Source organism: Metabacillus litoralis (assembly GCF_020524045.1).
GTDB lineage: Bacteria > Bacillota > Bacilli > Bacillales > Bacillaceae > Metabacillus > Metabacillus litoralis_C.
Genome location: NZ_JAIVKL010000001.1, coordinates 110,619 through 129,149, shown reverse-complemented (window position 1 = coordinate 129,149; position 18,531 = coordinate 110,619). Strand labels below are relative to the sequence as shown.

Below are 18,531 nucleotides of genomic sequence, written 5' to 3'. Positions count from 1 at the left end.
TTTGGCAGATTCAGTTGAAATATTTCGTGATTTACCTCTTGAGGATGTGCTAGGTGATCGTTTTGGACGTTATAGTAAGTACATCATTCAAGATCGTGCACTTCCAGATGCACGTGATGGCTTAAAGCCTGTACAACGAAGAATTTTATATGCAATGCATGTAGAAGGAAATACAAATGATAAGCACTACCGAAAATCAGCAAAAACAGTTGGTAATGTTATTGGTAATTACCATCCTCATGGGGATACCTCTGTTTATGATGCAATGGTGCGTATGAGTCAGGATTGGAAAGTTCGAAACCTCCTGATTCAAATGCATGGTAACAATGGTAGTATTGATGGAGATCCACCAGCTGCTATGCGTTATACAGAAGCAAGGCTGTCGGCTATTGCTTCTGAATTACTTCGAGACATTGATAAAGAAACAGTTGAATTTGTTCCTAATTTCGATGACACAAGTAAAGAACCACTTGTATTACCTGCAATGTTTCCAAATTTATTAGTTAATGGTTCAACAGGAATTTCTGCAGGATATGCAACAGATATTCCTCCACATCATTTAGGAGAGGTCATTGACGCTGTCATCAAGCGAATGGACAACCCATTTTCTACTGTTGATGAATTAATGACTGTGATCAAGGGTCCAGATTTTCCAACAGGTGGAATTATTCAAGGTGTTGAAGGAATTAAAAAAGCTTACGAAACTGGCAAAGGGAAAATTATCCTTCGTGGTAAAGCAAGCATTGAGGATATCCGAGGTAGCAAGCAACAAATTGTTATTACAGAAATCCCATTTGAAATCAACAAAGCAAATCTTGTGAAACGAATTGATGAATTCAGAATTGAACGTAAGGTAGAAGGAATTGCTGAGGTTCGTGATGAAACAGATCGTACAGGCCTAAGAATTGTTATCGAATTGAAAAAAGATGCAAATGCTGAAGGAGTACTGCATTATCTGTATAAAAATAGTGATCTACAAATAACGTATAATTTCAATATGGTCGCCATTCATAATCGTAGACCAATGCTCATGAGTTTACCGTCGATTTTAGATGCTTACATAAATCATCAAAAGGAAGTTGTTACAAACCGTTCGAAATTTGAATTACGTAAAGCTCGTGAGCGTCAGCATATTGTAGAAGGTCTTATTAAGGCTTTATCAATTTTAGATGAAGTGATCGCAACAATTAGAGCTTCTAAAGATAAGCGTGATGCAAAGGATAATTTAATTCAAAAATATCAATTTACTGAAGCGCAAGCTGAAGCAATTGTTTCTTTACAGCTTTATCGTTTAACAAACACAGATATTACCGCTTTAACAAATGAAGCTGATGAGCTTGCTAAAAAGGTTGAAGAGCTTACAAGTATCTTAAATGATGAAAAAGTTTTAATTAAGGTGATTAAAACGGATCTTAAAAAGGTTAAAAAAACGTATGCCGATGAAAGACGTTCAATCATACAAGCTGAAATTGAAGAAATTAAAATTAATCTTGAGGTTATGATTGCTTCCGAGGATGTTATCGTAACTGTGACAAAAGATGGCTATGTTAAAAGAACAAGTCAACGATCATTTGCAGCATCGAATGGTCAAGATTTCGGTATGAAGGAAACCGACAGGCTACTCAATCAATTTGAAATTAATACAACAGAAGTTGTTCTGTTGTTCACGAATAAAGGAAATTATTTATACTGTCCTGTTCATGAATTACCGGATATTCGTTGGAAGGATCTAGGTCAGCATATTGCCAATATTATTCCAATCGAACGTGATGAGGAAATATTGAAAGCCATTCCGGTAAAAAGTTTTGATGAAAATCTATTCCTAACATTTATTACAAAGTCTGGTATGGTGAAAAAATCAGAGTTAAGTCAATATAAAGCACAACGATATTCTAAGCCTTTAGTTGCTGTTAATTTAAAAGGTGATGATAAAGTTGTGGATGTTCATGTGACTTCAGGTACAAGTGACTTATTCTTAGTCACAAGCTCAGGATATGGACTATGGTTTGCAGAAGAAGAAGTAAATATTGTTGGACCAAGAGCAGCTGGTGTAAAAGGAATTAATCTAAAGCCAGATGATTATGTTGTAAGTGGTAATATTGTTAACCCAAGTAAGAAGGCTTATTTACTTATTGCGACCCAAAGAGGTGCAGTTAAGAAAATGTCATTAAACGATTTTGAAAAATCATCTCGTGCTAAGCGTGGATTAGTGATGCTAAGAGAGCTTAAAAGCAATCCTCACCGAATTGTTGGAGGAGCTATCGTTCAAGAAAAAGAAGATTTCTATATTGAAACATCAGGTGGAACTGTTGAATGTATAAATGCTTCATCATTACGTCCGGTTGATCGATATAGCAATGGATCATTTGTTATTGATGAACAAGAAGCAGGAGTCGTTACTGAAGTATGGATTTCATCACAAGAAGATCAAAATAAATAGACAAAAAGGGCTGATTTGCATGTTCATTTGCAGATCAGCCCTTTTTAAAAAAGGTAAGATGGGAGGAAGACTTAGTTCTTTGTCTTGCTCAAGCGCTATGCTTCTTGAAGACTATTCAAGTTGCTTACGTTAATATATTTTATGATTTATTTTTAAACAATTCAGTAATTGCGTGCGATAATTCAATTCCTTGGTATGTTAATAAGCTTAAAGCTGTTAGTGAAAACAATACAACCGGAACTAACCGAATAAAAAACATCATTTATAAAACCTCCAATTTATTATTATTTATAGAGTGTTTAATAAACGGTTTTTTGAGAGATAAGAAGATTGATACTGAACAGAACAAAGGAAGTGTCTCACATCTTTGGTGCGTGTTGTAAGCACACAAAATAGACATAAAATCATGGCTACTAATAAAACTAGAGAGCTCATACCTTTGAAGCTATTAAATAAATCAATATGCTTCTTTTTGTCCTCATCTGTTTGCATAAATACAAAGGATGCTTCAGCTTCAACAGCTATCATATGGTTATGATCGGAAGTAGGATGATGGCCATATGACATTGAAACAATGTGAGAGCCGGAAAGAACAAACAAAAACATAATGATTGATTTGATCAGCAAAAGTTGTTTCAATGATATCACCCCTTTGCCATATAATAGACATATCATATTCCTTTTTGAGCTAATTGAAAAGAGTTTTTTTGTCGTAAAAGGTTATTTATTTTTTTGTTTTGTTTAGTAAGTGTTTTCATTCTACTTATATAGGGAAACTAATAAGTTATGAGGGAAATCAAAAATTTATATTTTTAGTGACAAAATAATCGAACAGTTTGTTCAATAAGGAGTTTTACTTCTTTTATTAGAGAGGAGATAGTATATGAATACTCAAGGATTAATGATTAATGGAAAATCTGTTATGAAACAAAGGACGTATTCTTTGTATGCCCCATATGACGGAAGGTTACTTGCTAAGATAAGCATGGCTGATGAAGATGATGTCAAAGAAGCAATCAAGGGTGCTCATGAAGCATATAAATCAATGAAGGAAATGCCTGCCTATAAGCGAGCAGAGATTTTATTTAATGTAGCTAATATTATTCGTGAACGAAGGGAAGAATTAGCAAAGTTAATTGCTAATGAGGCAGGAAAGCCTATCAAAGCAGCAAAAGGGGAAATAAGTAGAACAATCGTTACTTATGAATTTGCAGCAGAGGAAGCAAAACGAATCTATGGAGAGACCATTCCTATGGATGCTGCACCTGGTGGCGAAAATCGTTTCGGGATGACCTGGAGAGAGCCACTTGGCGTTGTAACTGCGATAAGTCCTTTTAATTTCCCCTTCAATCTTGTGGCACATAAGTTAGGACCTGCGTTTGCAGCAGGAAATACAGTTGTGCTAAAGCCTGCTGAAAAAACGCCTCTGAGTTCGTTTTTAATTGGTGATATTTTTAAACAGGCAGGTCTACCAGATGGTGCATTACAAGTAATTACAGGAAGCGGAAAAGAACTAAGTGATGCGTTAATCACAGATGATCGAGTTAAAAAAGTTACATTTACAGGTAGTGCTTCTGTAGGGAAAATAATTAAGCAAAAAGTTGGGTTACGTAAAGTAACATTAGAGCTCGGTTCTAACTCGGGATTAATCGTAGAACCAGATGTTCCTTTGGACAAAATTATTCCTAGATGTGTTGAGGGTGCATATGCCTTTGCGGGTCAAGTTTGTATCTCCTTACAAAGAATTTACGTTCATGAATCAATTTATCAAGAATTTACCGAGAAATTTATTGAACAAACAAAAAAATTAAAAATCGGTGATCCTTTAGATGACAAAACAGATGTTAGTGTGATGATTGATGAAGAAGAGGCGAAGCGGATTGACTCATGGGTAAGAGAAGCAGTTGATCAAGGTGCAAAAATTGGATTAGGTGGTAACAGAGAAGGCTCGATTTTTGAACCCACTGTTTTATTGAATGTGAAACAAGATATGGCTGTCTCTTGTGAAGAGACGTTTGCACCAGTTGTTTCTATTGTTCCTTATAAACATCTAGATGAAGCTATAGATATGGTCAATGATTCTGTTTACGGGTTAAATGTTGCTTTATATACCCAAAACATTAACAATGCCCTAAATGCTTCTAAAAAGCTTGAATCTGGTGGAGTTATTATTAATGATATTCCTACTTTCAGGTTAGATCATATGCCTTATGGTGGTGTAAAAGAAAGTGGTTATGGCCGTGAAGGAATTAAATATGCAGTAGAAGAAATGACAGAATTAAAGTTCGTGACAATTAAAACAGAATTCTAAATTAAATACAAATAAGTGAAAAGGGAGTTGTTACAAAAACTCCCTTTTCACTTATGAACGCTTTTAGTGAATTTTTGTTAGCTAGAGAAAAAATAAGCTTCATTAACATTATTTATTGTTTGTCTTACTTTTGTTTTTCTCATTCTGATTATCTACTTGAAAAGCTGTTTCGGTTTCATGATCATTACGAATTTGTTCAATGCTTGAATTTTGAATATCTTTTTTCATCACTTTGCAACACCTTCCTTATAGCCTCATGAAGTAGCAATTGAATTATTTATTGAATTTATGAATTGCCATTTATGCTAAAATTTAAATGAACAAAGTTATATATAAAAAGCAGTATAGTTTCTATGTAAATAAATATGAGATTTTAAAAGTTAGTGCTATATTGAGAGCTGAAAAATATCAATCTATAAATTCCTTTCCAAGTCCAAGAGTTGTTGAAGATGATGCAAACTTCTCTCCTAGATAGTTAACATCAAAGCAATAGAAAAATCAAAGTTTCATAATATAATAAATAGTCGAATTGTGAGTTATTGGAAATGTTACTATCACTGTGAATTTCCTGATTTTAAGGAATATGTTGGCTCTGAAATCATTGATATTTATCAATCAACATTGAGTTTTGTTCATCTTGCAAAGATGTGATGAATTATTGTTCTAAAGTAAAACGCAAGCTGTTACAGACGAAAGTACGGTTGTTCCCTCTAGTAGGTGGGTATTTCTATTTAGAAGATTGTTTTAGAAAATATAAGGAGACTTGCAATGTTTACTATTAAAAATCTACTATTTAAAGATATCCTAAAAATTGAATCAATGCATATACCTGATCACACAATTACTTGTATTGTTGGTGAAAGCGGTGCAGGCAAGTCAACGTTATTGAAAATGTTAAATATTATGCTTTCACCTGATAAAGGGGAAATCGAATACAAAGGAAAAAATCTTCTTAAAGAAGATCCAATTAAGCATCGAAGATTAGTCGTTATGTTACCACAGCAACCTACAATATTTGACGGGACAATTCGCGAAAATATAAATATTGGTCTCAAATTTTCTGAAAGAGATTCACAAGATGATTCTAAGCTACTGAATGCCTTATCACTTGTTTCTTTAGATAAAAATCTAGATGGAGATGCAGCAACACTTTCTGGTGGGGAAAAGCAACGTCTAGCACTTGCAAGGGCATACCTAATGAATCCGGAAGTTTTTTTACTTGATGAGCCGACAGCTGCACTTGATGAAGATACAGAAGAGAAGGTAATGAATAGCTTTATCAATAAAATAAAAGAAAATAATCAAGCTGCTGTTTTTATTACTCATTCCCCAAAGCTTGCAGAAAAATATGGTGAAAACATGATTACTCTTAATAAAAGAGGAGGGGAGAGTAAGTGACAAATATCGTTAGGGATATTGAGTTTTGGAGACTTTGTGCAGGTTATCTTTTTATCTTACTATTAATTGGTTTTGTAAAGTGGAGAGGTTTAAAGAGAGAAAAGCGGATTATTATTTCCACCGCTCGAATGACCATCCAATTAGTATTAGTCGGGTATATTCTTACATATATTTTTGAGGAACCAAATCCATTTCTTATTACTTTAATTGTACTATTTATGCTAACTTTTGCGATTTTCAATACTTGCAAACAAGTTGCAAAGCCATTGACAAAGAAACTGAAACAAATTATCGCCATATCAATGATTGCTGGGTCACTCATTACATTGGTTTATTTCAATTTAATCGTGATTCATTTTCAGCCATGGTACGAACCACACTATTTAATACCAATATCAGGGATGATTATTGGAAATTCAATGACAGGCATTACGCTTGGGGTGAAAAACCTACTTGACGGTATTCAGAGAGAAAGACATTTAATAGAAGGAGCACTAATGCTAGGAGCAACTCCAGAGGTTGCTACAAAATCGGTTGTAAATTCTGCGTTCGATTCAGCGATCTTACCAACCATTAATAATATGGTTGGGATGGGGATTGTCTTTTTACCAGGAATGATGACAGGTCAAATTCTAGCAGGAATAAGCCCTTTAATTGCTATAGAATACCAAATTGCCATTTTATTAGGAATAACAGGAAGTGTAGCACTAACGATCATGATCTTTACTCATTTTGGATATAAAACTTTTTTTAATGAAAGAGATCAGTTTGAGATGTAAAGTCTAAAAAAAGCAAGATAACGCTTCTGAGATTTGAAATAGTTGGACTACTAACACTGTTTTACTTTAGAAATCAGTATGAATGAACTACCAACGCAAATAAATGGGTTGTCCTAAATCCAGACAACCCATTTGTGTGATTATTTATTCAATTCAATCGTTTCATTTATATCACTCGATTTAGAATTTTGCCCTGTGATGCGTTTATAGAAAAAGGCAACTTTCTTTGTAATATTACCTGTTTCCCAATATTCAGCTGCTTCCGCTTTAACCTTTATCAAGACAACGTGAGGATCATCATAAGAAGTGTTCATAATTTTCTCATAAGCTTTGCTCCACAATTCCTTTTTCTTTTCTAAATCTTCAACAATTTCCGCTCTTCCACGAACGGAGACATATGACTTACCTGCATAAGCCACATTAACATCTTGATCATGTAAAATTTCTTCATACTTATTAGTCTCTTTTTTAGTGAAAAACCATAGATCACCATCAAACTCTACCTCTTGTGTTTTCATTGGACGAGAAATAAGTCCTTCTTCAGTTACCGTAGTTAACATGGCCGTGTCAATATCTTTGATTAACTCTCTTAAACTTTCTATTTCTTCTTGTCTTGTCATGTTAGACATTTCTATCACCTCATTAAAATTTATAGTTATAGAGGTATACTACCCTTTAAAATAAATTTTAATCAGGGATGGTGGTTTATTTAACTCGCTACAATAAAAATAATGTGAAGATATAAAAGACTTTGTGTATAGACGTATTACGCTAACAGCTGCGAGTGTTCAATGCCATTCATATACTCAGATTCTTATGGAAGTAAAGGAAGGTGTTGTAAGATTTATTAGTTAAAATAGATAAATACAGTGAATGGAATATATTTATATCAAAGATACCTAAAATTAATAAGGATCTAGATAAGTTGTTTAATGAACTTTATAATACAATAGATAATTTAAAAATAGAATCAAGGAAAATAAAGGAACTAAATAAAATATTAGAACAAGTTAAGAGAGTTACTGAAAATCGGATTAAAGAAATGAAAGATTATCATAAATTGATGGAAAACGGGGAAATACTTATTTCACAAGAAGTTTATTTGCGAGTTAAAGACAGAATGAATGTTTTTAATAAGCATCATAGAGATTTTATTGTCTTTGATCCTAAAAAAACCATGCGAAAATTAGAAACTTATTAAATAAAGTTAAAAAAGAATTTACGCTTATTACTGAGAAAATAAAAAAAATTCAATTTATTTATTTATTGGAAGAAGAAGAAAAAACATATAAGGAAATGGATTTTGTAGATATTACTTTGGGTAGAAATACTAATTATTATATAGAAAATCCCTACCTCAGATAAAAAAGAAGATCAGCGTAAGGTATTAAGTAATGTTGCATTATTTCAATTAGAAGAAGTTTACAATCAATTCCGGTATTATGTGAATCGGAAAATAGAGCAAAGTCATAAAATGAACGAAATATATATACAGTCACTAGTTCATCAATTTGCTGTTATTTTATCAGAGAGTAATATGTCAGATTTAGTAGATACATTCATAACTAATAAAGAAACATTATCCACAGAAGTACTAGGGAAACTAATTTATGATGTTATTTTGCCAACTATTCGATTGACAAATCATAAAGATAAAGTAAAACGATTACATTGGGAAGAAAACTTATAGATACCTATAAGTATTTGATTTCGGCAGATCTATAATAAATACATCTTATTTTTTTAGTATTAGCTAAAATTTATTCTTTTACATTAACAAAGAGATCTTATACCTAAGATTTAGGGGCATTTTCTATATTTATTGCATTTTCATTATTTCACAATCTGGCGCAATTCTGGAACAAGGGCCTGTGCCAGATAATGCGGAATCGGACCATGTTGAAAAGGGGGAAGCATTTGGAAAGCCTTATATTCAAATTCCTGCTATATTTTTTAGTTTTGTTCACCTCAAACTTAGTGATTAATTCTGTGTTCAAACCGCAGTTGCGTGAAGTGTCAGTTGGTGAATCATCTACTTTGGTCCGTAGAAGATAGCAGTGCTTTACGTTATACCACTACTCATGTTACTAATCAGAGAATTTTTACACTTATGCATGATGCACTGTACCGTACAAGTGTTACTTCACAAAATACTGGGTATAATCAACCACCTCATACAAGCTTCTATTTAGGAAATGGAATGAAAACACCCTCATGCCAAGTATTTATACACCATAGTTTGTAAATGAATAATACTTTTGTAGCTTTTATCATATATAAAGGTAGAGTAAAAAATTTATAGAATCAAATAATCCATAGATTTTGCATGCGTCTAAAAGCTATTCATTTGGCTTTAGACGTTTTTTTCATACTCTTAACTTATATCATTATTATATTATGAGAGAAAGACAATATATAATATTTATATTTAATAACATAAATAGAATGAATAAAGTTCCTGATGTTAACGTCTATCTTTCTAAAATTAATGCAAAGAGAGTAGAATATACTTGTAAGTACATTTATAAAAATATTATTGACATGTACGAACGTAAATTATAAAATAACTATAAATAAAGCGCTTCCAAAATGGTTGGAGGCAGAATCACATCACAAAATTGTCTAATTCAGGTTTTTATTATGCAGTACATCATCATAGTTCATACAAAAGGTATACGTTATTAGAGAACAAAATTGACAAGTTCTAAAATCGTATATCTTTTTTTATGAAAAATTGCTCATTTAATAAGGTAAGGAGGTGGTTTGATAGATTTGTAAAATCTGATTTATAAAACATATTGAGTTAGGAGGAAATTTTAATGAGGAAATTAAAAAAGATTTTTATTTTGTTTGTTATCGTGTGTCTATTAAACATTCAAGTAACTGCAAGTGCCGCATTCTGGAATGTAACAGGTGAAAAAATGATACATGATCCTTCAATTATTAAAGAAGGAAACTCTTGGTATGTGTTTGGGACTGGTGAAGCTGGGAAAAATGGAATTAGAGTTTTAAGATCTGATAATGGAACAAACTGGTACACAACACCTGTCATTTTTCCTACTGCTCCATCTTGGTGGAAAACATATGTACCGAACCATGAAACAAATCAGTGGGCTCCGGATATCCAATATTACAATGGAAGATATTGGCTTTACTATTCAGTTTCTAGTTTTGGTTCAAATAATTCACTTATCGGACTTTTATCTACACCTAGTATAACTTCTGGTCAGTGGAGAGATGATGGTTTAGTTGTACGTTCAACAAGCTCAAGTAATTTTAATGCAATTGATGGTGACCTGGTTATTGATAAGGATGGTAATCCGTGGTTGTCATATGGTTCATTTTGGAGTGGAATTAAACTAACTAGATTAGATAAAAACACAATGAAGCCAACTGGAAGTGTCTATTCTATTGCAACAAGACCCAACTCACCAAACAATGCCATAGAGGCTCCTAGTATTACCTATAAAGATGGTTACTATTATTTATTTGTATCATTTGATAGCTGTTGCCAAGGTGTGAATAGTACGTATAAGATCGCTTATGGAAGGTCAAAGAATATAACGGGACCATATCTGGATAAAAATGGAGTAAGTATGATGAACGGTGGCGGAACGATTTTAGATGCTGGTAATAATCGTTGGAAAGGACCTGGTCACCAAGATGTATATAACAATAATGTTATCGTCCGACATGCGTATGATGCTGAAAACAATGGGATGCCTACTTTATTAATCAATGATTTAAACTGGGATTCTCAAGGATGGCCATCCTATTAATACAGATTGGGGAAAAGTTACAGAGAATGAAAATAAATTTTCATTAAACATTTGAACACTAGGGTTGAAGGTTCTAATTACAGCTTATATCTATCTAGTGCTTTAACATTTGAATATAATAGTGAAAGTGTTTAAAATAGAATGGATATTCCCTCTAACACTCGAAATCTTAGCTGTATAAAATATCGATTAACATTAAACTAAACTAGTGTTAAAAACGTCTAAAATCCTTGGAAAATTAAAGGTTTAGGCGTTTTTTTATTCGAGACGAAAGAAAAGTGTTATTAACACGAAGAGAAACTGATACTCATGTTATTTTATTGCATAGTAGACGTATACTGTCCAATAAATGAGTTTCTTATGTAACATTGGGAAATAACGTATTTAAAACTAACGAGAAACTTAATTAAGCTATCTTATTCGATATCTTTTGATAAACCTCTAAAGAACATACACAAAACTACCTTGATAACATGAACGTGATAAACAATGTATTCAATGTCCAGTACCAAGACCAATGTAAATAATTTATCAAATCTGTGTATTTTTCCAAAAATATTTCTGACACTGTAAGCAATGTACTGATAGCTAAATAGTATCCTAATTTATATAAGGAACATCGGTAGTGAGGATAAAATACATTAAAAACACTGCAAATAACTGGGTACACGAATAATTCATAAGTAAAACTTGCTCGGTTAACTTTTGAGAATAAACGAACAGGGTATGAAATTAAATTGAAATCAACTACAACTAAACCTATGAGCAAAGTAATTACTTGCTTGAATAAAAAGGCTAGAGAGGCTAGTCTTTTTTTATCTTTTGGTATGATGAATAGCAAAGCAATAGTAAGAATCCAAACAAGAATTATAATTTTCCAAATACATATATTAATCAATATTGAATAGTTAAAGTCCATACTAAACTTCTCTCGTTTTAAGTAGTTGTTCATATGCTTACTGGTCTTTAACTGCCCTAGAGTTGAGTGTAAAATTACACCAAATGACCGAAAATAAATAAAGTGAAGCCCTGAAGTTACAAAGGATAAATAGCGGTTTATCTAATTTATATCACACAAGATTAGATTGATTCATTTAGAAAAAAGATATTCACAAGAAAGAGTGGGTGAATTTTTGGGATTATTAGCTTTTCTTATATCTATCTCTTGACCTTGACGTAGGAATTAAACAAAATCTTTAGAAATTCCTTTGCTTAGTGCAACGCTATAGACTTGGTATAAAGTCAAATAAGGTTGTGTTGTAATAATGGTTGTAATAGGACTTAATTCATCCAGAATTTACTTACCTTTTTTTAAAGTTGTAACAATTTTTTGACAACAAGAGCTGTCAATAACAATGAACATTTATAATTTATTATCTGCAACTATAGAAATGCGAGTGTCGCAGATCTTATCTTCAAACTACTAAATGTAACTAAATTTATCAGGACAAACTATAAGTAGGGGGAATATACGGTAGGATATGGTGTTTTCGCTGTCATTCAAGCTGTTCTCATTGTTCTTTATTCTATTTATGTCCTGCAATTAAGTTCCGTTGGAACATTGGTTGGGTTTTCGCTATGGTTTTATTATCTGTGTCAGCCGTTTCATTTGGAGCAATGATTTCAACTTTTGCTAGTGCGGAACTACAAGAGGTCCAAATGATCCCTTTTACCATCATACCACAAGTGTTTTTTTCAGGGTTGATTCCCTTAGACTTGATTCCTTATCACCTTGGAAATCTGTCTTATATTATGCCCATTTATTATGGAGCAGCAATTAAAGGTGTTATGGTTTATGGTGATGGTTTCTTGGAAATCTGGGGTTATCTTCTTGGTTTAATCGTATATGCATTTCTATTATACGTTTTAAACACCCAAGCATTGAGAAAGTTTAGGAAGCTCTAGTCTTGATAAATTTTGCAAAAGATAAAGTATTGTTCATTCATAACAAATTCATTAATGCGCAGTACAAAAATACTACACACCAGAAAAGATCTTCAGCAAGTAAATTGTGAATGTTGAAGAAAGAAGGAATTTCAAATTATAAGGTAAATTAATTAAAAATGTATTTTCAATTGGATATAACAGTGAACAGGTTTAAAGTGAGGGGAGGAAACTGCCTCTTATTCTTTAAATACTAACTTCGTATAAAAAATCTATTAACACAACTAAATTTGAAAATTAAAAACGTCTTAAACCCTTGATAAATACTGGAGATGAGGCGTTTTTCTTTTAGATCTGGAACAAAAGATAAGTGTTATTAACACGTCTTGACGATGCGATTGACTACTCTCGAAGATTGAAAGCACAAAATTTTAAGGAATGAAACACGAATGTCTTATACATTTTTTCTTATAGTATTCAAATTGATTTATTTGATAGCAGAAATTCTCGAGATAAACAGTAAAGTCATATTGAACTAAATAAGATTAAAAAAACCAAAAATTTTAAAAGGTAAAGTCCGAAAATTTTAGAATAAACTGAGTGGTTATTTTGGTATATTTAGTGAAAAATAATGCAATCACAACCAACTTCAAATTCTGATGGTTAGTATAAAACCTATCATGAACATTTTGTAATGAAGTAAAAATTAGCATATTATTGTTTTATAACAAACATTTTCAAAGATATATCCTAGTTAAAATGTAAGAAACTTAACAGTTCTAAATATAAAGATTAGAAAAATACAGATTTAGAAGTAGTAGTATTTAAGAGAAGTGTACTTTTAAATTTAGAGAGCGACTATATACATACAGTCGCTCTTTTTAGGATTAATCAAATCATTGTCATCGAGTATCTCTTATAGAAAATTAAAACATATATCAGGGGAAGGTGTTTATGGCTATGATAAATTGTGGAAAAGAGAATCCGTAAAATGAAATTTTATTTTATATAACTATATTGAAAATAGAGTTTTTCACTTGTATGATTTGTAATTCCAAAGGGTTTTTAACCATCTAGGAGGTAATACAATTCCTTATATTTGTTAAAGTTTTATTTGTATTACTTTGCATATTATACCAACCTTTAAATTAGAGAACTTGGGTTTTAATCTGCTCCCTTGTTAAGTTAACTTACTCTTGCTATCGCATACCAGTCGATGTTAAGAATTTAAACATGGATTCATTTCGAAGAGAGAGGGGACTCTTATTTCTGCTAGAGATGCGAATATTTGTTTGATTCCCTTCATATTCAAGTAAATAGGTAATTGTTTGTACGTTTTTGGGGCAATGATTCCTACTGTAAAGTCTCTATGTCATTTTTGCTTTTAGACAAAAATGACATAGAGACTTTAAACTGGAAATACGGCGTTGAATGGTACGAGGGCTGACAAAGCCGCGTAGGATTTTTGAATAAAGCGGCGAACAAGGGAGGGGGAGAGATCATCCAAATCTGTTAACCATCTATGCTTATGATTCAGCAAGAAAGTAAGAAAATTGTTTAAATCACTTTCATAGCTACCTAAGGTATTGGAGGAATAATTTCGTTCAACTTCAAGATACAGTAAAAAATCATCTAATGCTTGTTGAAATTCCATGAGTCATGACCTCCAAATAAGTTGGTTATTTGGACGTACCAATCCATTATGATCCCATACAAAAATTATTGGACTGAGCTTGTGAGTTATCCTGACGGTCCAGAACATTATCGTTAAGTAGAGGACTGGAACTTAACAATAATGTTTATTATAGGAAATAAGTCATATTCGGTAATTTTTAATTTTTCGTCTCAATACCTTAAGTAATCTAGGATATTGAGACATAATGTGAGTTTTTCTTTCTAACTTCCTATAATATATATTATGTTAGGGGCGTTATAGAAAATCATGAAAAAGGGTCTATTCAACCCGATGTTTATAACTACTGTTTTTAATTGTTTTAAAGTCAATAAAGCTTACACTGTATTCCAAAACATCATTAGTATAAAGGGTATTCTCGCTTGCAAACTCTTTAACAGCAGCCAATAGCTCCTTATCATACGTTGTTTTGTATTGGACTCGATCTTTAGGTCGTAAAGCCTTATTAAACGTAATTGTGCCATGTGATAGCAAGTTTTGTAAGCCATTTTCAAGTAAATAATTCGGATGGCTATCATATTCATCAGCTAATTTACTTAAATGAACGATTAGTGATTTACTAATATTTGTTCTAAATTTGACTCTGCTTTGATCTGTTGTTTGGACTAATTTACCATTTGTTAACTTCCACATTATATTACCACCATCTTCATTCAAAAAATTCTATTGGTCTATATTTGATCTTTCTCCAATAGTGTATAAATAGGGCCGTGTACTCTTAGAAATGGCTCACTTTTATAATAAAGGAGATACAAAATATGTCTGTTGTACATTTTATAGACGAAGGATCGATCGTGTTGACTCAATTCTTAACAAATATACCTAATATAGATGAGACGATTAAAATTAAAGGTCGTAAAGGTAAGGTATTAAGTATTAAGGAAGTTGAAGAAAATCATTTCCATGTTCTTGTATCTCTAGATAAACATCTTAAAAATCAAATACTCGAAAAAGATTCTAAAAAGAAAAAGAGATAAAATGAATTTCTGATTTACTCTTTTGGCATATCCATTTTATCAACAGCGCTTCTTAAATCATCATTTCTAATATGAGTATAAATCATTGTCGTTTGAATCGATGAATGACCTAACTGCCTTCTTAATTTGGGAACATCGTTTATTTCAGCGTGATATCTTGTTGCAAAAGAATGTCGTAACTTATGTACGGAAAGGGAAGGTTTACCGAATGCCGTAGCATATTTTTCAATTAATTTCTCAATAGATCTACCGGTTAACCTTCTAGATTTACCTTTTGGGCCCATAGCTGCAGCAACAAATAAGGCTTTGTTATTTTTCTCTACATCATAGCGTTTTTCACGAATTTTTAAATACTCCAGTAAATCATCCATCGCAATTTTACTGAAATAGACGTATTGTTCTTTGTTTCCTTTACGAATGACTCTTGCAGTGAATTTTTTGAAATCAATATCATCTAAATCTAGATTTACAACTTCAGAGAGACGTAATCCAGAGCCTAAAATTAATGAAACGATCGCCGTATCTCGCTCTTTATTTAATGAATAAAAGTTTACTAGTTTTTTATTTTCTTTTATGCTTTCACCATAGTCACTAGCTATAAATCTTCTGAAATTCTCATATTCATCACCAAGCAAAATTTTGCCTTCCATTTTATTTGCGATTGTTTCCATACTGTCCTTAAGTTCATTAAATTCAATTTTTGCCATTACATTTCGGTTGAGATAGGGCTTTAGATCACGGGTTTCGGCAATATTCTGTAGGTAATTAAATAATGATTTTAATGCAGATAATTTACGATTAACAGTGATTTCTTTGTTATGTAATTGATATTGTAGGGCATGTAAAAAACCTTCAACTTGCTGGACCGTTAGTTTTTCTAATAGCTCTAATGGAATTTCTGTTAAATTACCTTCATAAAGTTGCTCAGCAATGATCCAGTTGAAAAAGATTTTATAATCATGGCAATAGTTGAGTAAAGATGCAGCAGAAAGCTTACGTCGTTTATGATCGATGTATTCTTCAACATACCATGGTAATTCTTTAAGTAAAACTTGAAGTTTTTTATAATGTTGCTGTTGTGATTCATTTGCCATAATTTTCACCTCGATAATCATATTGTACCTTATAAATACATAATTGTGTAGTTTATTACGTCAAATTTATATTTTACGTAATAATGTATTTGTTTTATTGTACACACCTTTTGTTACACAAACATCTATTCTAGTTTAAATATTTGATCTCATGACACAAACATTTAAATTAATAAATACTTTGTGTCATATCGATCTTCTTTATAATTATAAATCGTCTGTTAATGTATTTAACGAAATTTCAATTCAAGAATTTCCCGTCTTTCTCCATCAAATGTAAACTCCATTATGTGAGGAGCATCACCATAGGGATTTTCGACTGTTACCTCCCATAAATTATTATGTTCGTTTTGAGTAATGGTAGTTAAAGGTGTTTCTTTCAAAGTCATCATATATTCTGACTCCGGCACCTTCTCTTCAACACCGTCTTTAATAAGAATAAATTCCCCATTTTTTTCGAACCCAATAAAATCACCAACATGCTTCATGAGCCACTCATCAATCTCAGCTGATTTCTGTCTAACTGCATCTATAACTGAGGATTCAGTTAGATCTATCTCATGTTTTAGCATGTCTAGCAAGAACCGTTCATCATCATGTTTGCAATCATATAGATTTTGGTATTCGTCTATTTTATTACCTTTGCATAAACTTACCACAATTGCTTGTACTGGAAGTTGGTTGTTATCAATCTTATTTTTGCCTGCCGTGTTTATTTGGAAATTTTCTTTTCCTTTATCAGCATAGTTAACACGCCGACCGTCTGTTATAAGCTGAATATACTTGTACCCTTCAAAGTCAAGCATTGAATCTGTAACGAGGTCAAGATTACCAAGCACGAGCTTTGCGTCAGTATACATATAATTATTCTGGTATTCATACTCTTTAACCTTTTGCCTTTTTATTTCAAGACGTCTTTTGTCATTAGAAAGATCAATGTTATAGTAGTTTACCGTACCTTCATAATTTTGCTCTACAAGCTCTAGCTTAAACCCTTCATACGTTCCATCTTCATCAATGGTTAACTCAAGCTCACTTAATTCAATGCTATTATCATCCATATCCAACTGATTCCTTAGATTTTCTATTTCCTCTAATAAGCTTCCACTATAAAAATTTGTATCTAATATATCAACATGAAGTGTCCTTTCATAGATCATATTTTCAATTTGCGGAATCAATATACCGAGCACAAAAATGACTAATCCAATATAGGCTGCAAAATTTTTTGTCTTAGCATTAACTTTAGGTTGACGGAAAAACAATAGAAATACAGCAAAACCTAATGGTAGCTTTAGTCCATTTAAATCCAGCATAAAGGCTCCAAGAAAAGTAAATCCAAATAACTTTAGAAGTAAAAATGGTTCCTCCTCTTTTGATTTTCGATAAAATACCAGTATAAGGACGATAGTGGAAATGAAGATAGTTAATTGTACTGTGTTGTTCATCATGCCCTCCCTTTTATTCTTTTTTTCTAATTATTTCAAATTCTATGAAATATAACAATACTATTCAAAACATTCCTCAAGGTTTGTTTAGATTTGATTTATTAATCGTGGAAAAAAGTTGAGTAGTTATCATACATTTGCTAACAAACTTCCGATACAAAAAGCCGAGAATTCAACATATCACTTGTTGAATTCTCGGCTTTTTAATGGTTTGAATATACATTAACTTTTAACTTCATATCCTTGCTCTTCAATTGTCTCTTTCAGTTTATCTAGTGAAACAATGTCATTATTATATTCAATAAAGACATTTTCTTTCTCTAAATCAACCAATAATCTATCAACTCCGTTTAATGTTCCAACGTTTTCTTCCATGCTCTTTACACAATGATCACATGACATTCCTTTTACTTTTAACGAAACCTTTTCCATACCATCATCTCCCTTTAATTTATATGTTTTTCTTTACCTCTTCTCTAAGTAATTCAATCATATTTTCTGATAAATTAGCCGGAAGTGATGTTTCTTCTTCAAAAATCCAGGTGTTTACTACTTCGAGATCTGATTTTTTAAAAGTAATGCTGTAATCTTTATTGTTGTGAGTAAAATCTGTTGTAACTGATTCTTCACCATTAAAATGTTCATCAATAATCATGTGTGTTATTTCAAATGTATCCATTTTTTTAATCTCCTTTTTTTATCTTCTATTTAGAATGATCGATTGGAGA

20 protein-coding genes and 1 pseudogene are annotated in these 18,531 nt (G+C 32.0%); 10 read left to right on the top strand and 11 right to left on the bottom strand.

The features are described 5' to 3' along the window. The first annotated feature begins 1 nt into the window (after nucleotide 1). Nucleotides 2-2,440: a DNA topoisomerase IV subunit A gene (gene parC, locus LC076_RS00655; protein WP_226665365.1), complete on the top strand. Its 2,439-nt coding sequence runs from the start codon at nucleotides 2-4 to the stop codon at nucleotides 2,438-2,440. Between the two features lie 139 nt (nucleotides 2,441-2,579). Here parC and LC076_RS24050 read toward each other — a convergent pair whose 3' ends face one another. Continuing rightward, nucleotides 2,580-2,702: a hypothetical protein gene (locus tag LC076_RS24050; RefSeq protein ID WP_264191364.1), complete on the bottom strand. Its 123-nt coding sequence runs from the start codon at nucleotides 2,700-2,702 to the stop codon at nucleotides 2,580-2,582. A 26-nt stretch (nucleotides 2,703-2,728) separates the two neighbouring features. Next, nucleotides 2,729-3,079, bottom strand: a complete 351-nt coding sequence (locus LC076_RS00650) for a hypothetical protein (protein ID WP_226665362.1) — start codon at nucleotides 3,077-3,079, stop codon at nucleotides 2,729-2,731. 244 nt (nucleotides 3,080-3,323) lie between these two features. Here LC076_RS00650 and LC076_RS00645 point away from each other — a divergent pair, with 244 nt between their 5' ends. Then, entirely contained in the window at nucleotides 3,324-4,751 is a 1,428-nt protein-coding gene (locus tag LC076_RS00645; protein ID WP_226665360.1) for an aldehyde dehydrogenase family protein, read from the top strand. Between the two features lie 108 nt (nucleotides 4,752-4,859). Here the strand turns inward: LC076_RS00645 and LC076_RS00640 are convergent, their stop codons facing one another. Beyond that, nucleotides 4,860-4,982 (bottom strand): biofilm-forming protein, encoded by a 123-nt coding sequence (locus LC076_RS00640; protein WP_226665358.1) that lies wholly within the window; start codon nucleotides 4,980-4,982, stop codon nucleotides 4,860-4,862. A gap of 507 nt (nucleotides 4,983-5,489) precedes the next feature. On the opposite strand from LC076_RS00640, the gene LC076_RS00635 reads away from it, so the two are divergent. Together LC076_RS00635 and LC076_RS00630 are read left to right on the top strand one after the other, a co-directional pair. After that, a complete protein-coding gene (locus LC076_RS00635) occupies nucleotides 5,490-6,149 on the top strand; it encodes an ATP-binding cassette domain-containing protein (protein ID WP_226666142.1) in 660 nt (219 codons plus the stop codon). After that, the gene (locus LC076_RS00630) at nucleotides 6,146-6,928 is read left to right on the top strand and encodes an ABC transporter permease (protein ID WP_226665356.1); all 783 of its coding nucleotides are present in this window, start codon (nucleotides 6,146-6,148) and stop codon (nucleotides 6,926-6,928) included. The genes LC076_RS00635 and LC076_RS00630 overlap by 4 nt, the downstream gene beginning before the upstream one ends. Before the next feature lie 140 nt (nucleotides 6,929-7,068). Here the strand turns inward: LC076_RS00630 and LC076_RS00625 are convergent, their stop codons facing one another. Continuing rightward, nucleotides 7,069-7,557, bottom strand: coding sequence for a pyridoxamine 5'-phosphate oxidase family protein (locus tag LC076_RS00625; protein ID WP_226665354.1), 489 nt, complete (start codon nucleotides 7,555-7,557; stop codon nucleotides 7,069-7,071). Between the two features lie 296 nt (nucleotides 7,558-7,853). Here LC076_RS00625 and LC076_RS00620 point away from each other — a divergent pair, with 296 nt between their 5' ends. The 4 genes and pseudogenes from LC076_RS00620 to LC076_RS00605 all read left to right on the top strand — a co-directional run bounded on the left by LC076_RS00620 (nucleotide 7,854) and on the right by LC076_RS00605 (nucleotide 10,707). Continuing rightward, nucleotides 7,854-8,129, top strand: a complete 276-nt coding sequence (locus LC076_RS00620; RefSeq protein WP_226665353.1) for a hypothetical protein — start codon at nucleotides 7,854-7,856, stop codon at nucleotides 8,127-8,129. A gap of 273 nt (nucleotides 8,130-8,402) precedes the next feature. Continuing rightward, complete coding sequence (locus LC076_RS00615) at nucleotides 8,403-8,618, top strand: hypothetical protein (RefSeq protein ID WP_226665350.1); 216 nt, start codon at nucleotides 8,403-8,405, stop codon at nucleotides 8,616-8,618. A gap of 342 nt (nucleotides 8,619-8,960) precedes the next feature. Next, a pseudogene (locus LC076_RS00610) lies at nucleotides 8,961-9,166 on the top strand (rhamnogalacturonan lyase); the annotation flags it as partial. A gap of 581 nt (nucleotides 9,167-9,747) precedes the next feature. Further along, nucleotides 9,748-10,707: a glycoside hydrolase family 43 protein gene (locus LC076_RS00605; RefSeq protein ID WP_226665349.1), complete on the top strand. Its 960-nt coding sequence runs from the start codon at nucleotides 9,748-9,750 to the stop codon at nucleotides 10,705-10,707. Nucleotides 10,708-11,167: 460 nt separating this feature from the next. Here the strand turns inward: LC076_RS00605 and LC076_RS24295 are convergent, their stop codons facing one another. Next, nucleotides 11,168-11,626: a CBO0543 family protein gene (locus LC076_RS24295; protein ID WP_319005465.1), complete on the bottom strand. Its 459-nt coding sequence runs from the start codon at nucleotides 11,624-11,626 to the stop codon at nucleotides 11,168-11,170. A gap of 659 nt (nucleotides 11,627-12,285) precedes the next feature. Between LC076_RS24295 and LC076_RS00600 the strand changes: the two genes are divergently transcribed. Next, complete coding sequence (locus LC076_RS00600) at nucleotides 12,286-12,612, top strand: ABC transporter permease (protein ID WP_264191362.1); 327 nt, start codon at nucleotides 12,286-12,288, stop codon at nucleotides 12,610-12,612. A gap of 1,387 nt (nucleotides 12,613-13,999) precedes the next feature. Here the strand turns inward: LC076_RS00600 and LC076_RS00595 are convergent. Together LC076_RS00595 and LC076_RS00590 are read right to left on the bottom strand one after the other, a co-directional pair. After that, nucleotides 14,000-14,245 carry a site-specific integrase gene (locus tag LC076_RS00595; protein ID WP_226665347.1) on the bottom strand — a complete coding sequence of 82 codons (246 nt, stop codon included), beginning with the start codon at nucleotides 14,243-14,245 and terminating at the stop codon, nucleotides 14,000-14,002. 300 nt (nucleotides 14,246-14,545) lie between these two features. Next, a complete protein-coding gene (locus tag LC076_RS00590; protein ID WP_226665345.1) occupies nucleotides 14,546-14,917 on the bottom strand; it encodes an rRNA methyltransferase in 372 nt (123 codons plus the stop codon). 125 nt (nucleotides 14,918-15,042) lie between these two features. On the opposite strand from LC076_RS00590, the gene LC076_RS00585 reads away from it, so the two are divergent. Beyond that, on the top strand, nucleotides 15,043-15,261 hold the full coding sequence (locus LC076_RS00585) for a hypothetical protein (protein ID WP_226665343.1): 219 nt from the start codon (nucleotides 15,043-15,045) through the stop codon (nucleotides 15,259-15,261). 14 nt (nucleotides 15,262-15,275) lie between these two features. On the opposite strand, the gene xerS is transcribed toward LC076_RS00585, so the two are convergent. The 4 genes from xerS to LC076_RS00565 all read right to left on the bottom strand — a co-directional run bounded on the left by xerS (nucleotide 15,276) and on the right by LC076_RS00565 (nucleotide 18,482). Beyond that, nucleotides 15,276-16,355, bottom strand: coding sequence for a tyrosine recombinase XerS (gene xerS / locus LC076_RS00580; RefSeq protein WP_226665341.1), 1,080 nt, complete (start codon nucleotides 16,353-16,355; stop codon nucleotides 15,276-15,278). Between the two features lie 230 nt (nucleotides 16,356-16,585). After that, a complete protein-coding gene (locus LC076_RS00575; protein WP_226665340.1) occupies nucleotides 16,586-17,803 on the bottom strand; it encodes a hypothetical protein in 1,218 nt (405 codons plus the stop codon). A gap of 222 nt (nucleotides 17,804-18,025) precedes the next feature. After that, nucleotides 18,026-18,235 (bottom strand): copper chaperone CopZ, encoded by a 210-nt coding sequence (copZ, locus tag LC076_RS00570; RefSeq protein ID WP_226665338.1) that lies wholly within the window; start codon nucleotides 18,233-18,235, stop codon nucleotides 18,026-18,028. A gap of 19 nt (nucleotides 18,236-18,254) precedes the next feature. Beyond that, nucleotides 18,255-18,482: a hypothetical protein gene (locus tag LC076_RS00565; RefSeq protein ID WP_226665336.1), complete on the bottom strand. Its 228-nt coding sequence runs from the start codon at nucleotides 18,480-18,482 to the stop codon at nucleotides 18,255-18,257. Between the last annotated feature and the right edge of the window lie 49 nt (nucleotides 18,483-18,531).

Excerpts from the sequence above, each read along its gene's own strand:
- LC076_RS00595 (WP_226665347.1), bottom strand. The coding sequence starts at position 14,245 with ATGGAATTTCAACAAGCATTAGATGATTTTTTACTGTATCTTGAAGTT.
- LC076_RS00645 (WP_226665360.1), top strand. The coding sequence starts at position 3,324 with ATGAATACTCAAGGATTAATGATTAATGGAAAATCTGTTATGAAACAA.
- LC076_RS00600 (WP_264191362.1), top strand. The coding sequence starts at position 12,286 with ATGGTTTTATTATCTGTGTCAGCCGTTTCATTTGGAGCAATGATTTCA.
- LC076_RS00615 (WP_226665350.1), top strand. The coding sequence starts at position 8,403 with ATGAACGAAATATATATACAGTCACTAGTTCATCAATTTGCTGTTATT.
- copZ (WP_226665338.1), bottom strand. The coding sequence starts at position 18,235 with ATGGAAAAGGTTTCGTTAAAAGTAAAAGGAATGTCATGTGATCATTGT.
- LC076_RS24050 (WP_264191364.1), bottom strand. The coding sequence starts at position 2,702 with ATGATGTTTTTTATTCGGTTAGTTCCGGTTGTATTGTTTTCACTAACA.
- LC076_RS24295 (WP_319005465.1), bottom strand. The coding sequence starts at position 11,626 with ATGGACTTTAACTATTCAATATTGATTAATATATGTATTTGGAAAATT.
- LC076_RS00605 (WP_226665349.1), top strand. The coding sequence starts at position 9,748 with ATGAGGAAATTAAAAAAGATTTTTATTTTGTTTGTTATCGTGTGTCTA.
- LC076_RS00575 (WP_226665340.1), bottom strand. The coding sequence starts at position 17,803 with ATGAACAACACAGTACAATTAACTATCTTCATTTCCACTATCGTCCTT.
- LC076_RS00625 (WP_226665354.1), bottom strand. The coding sequence starts at position 7,557 with ATGTCTAACATGACAAGACAAGAAGAAATAGAAAGTTTAAGAGAGTTA.
- LC076_RS00590 (WP_226665345.1), bottom strand. The coding sequence starts at position 14,917 with ATGTGGAAGTTAACAAATGGTAAATTAGTCCAAACAACAGATCAAAGC.
- LC076_RS00565 (WP_226665336.1), bottom strand. The coding sequence starts at position 18,482 with ATGGATACATTTGAAATAACACACATGATTATTGATGAACATTTTAAT.
- LC076_RS00585 (WP_226665343.1), top strand. The coding sequence starts at position 15,043 with ATGTCTGTTGTACATTTTATAGACGAAGGATCGATCGTGTTGACTCAA.
- xerS (WP_226665341.1), bottom strand. The coding sequence starts at position 16,355 with ATGGCAAATGAATCACAACAGCAACATTATAAAAAACTTCAAGTTTTA.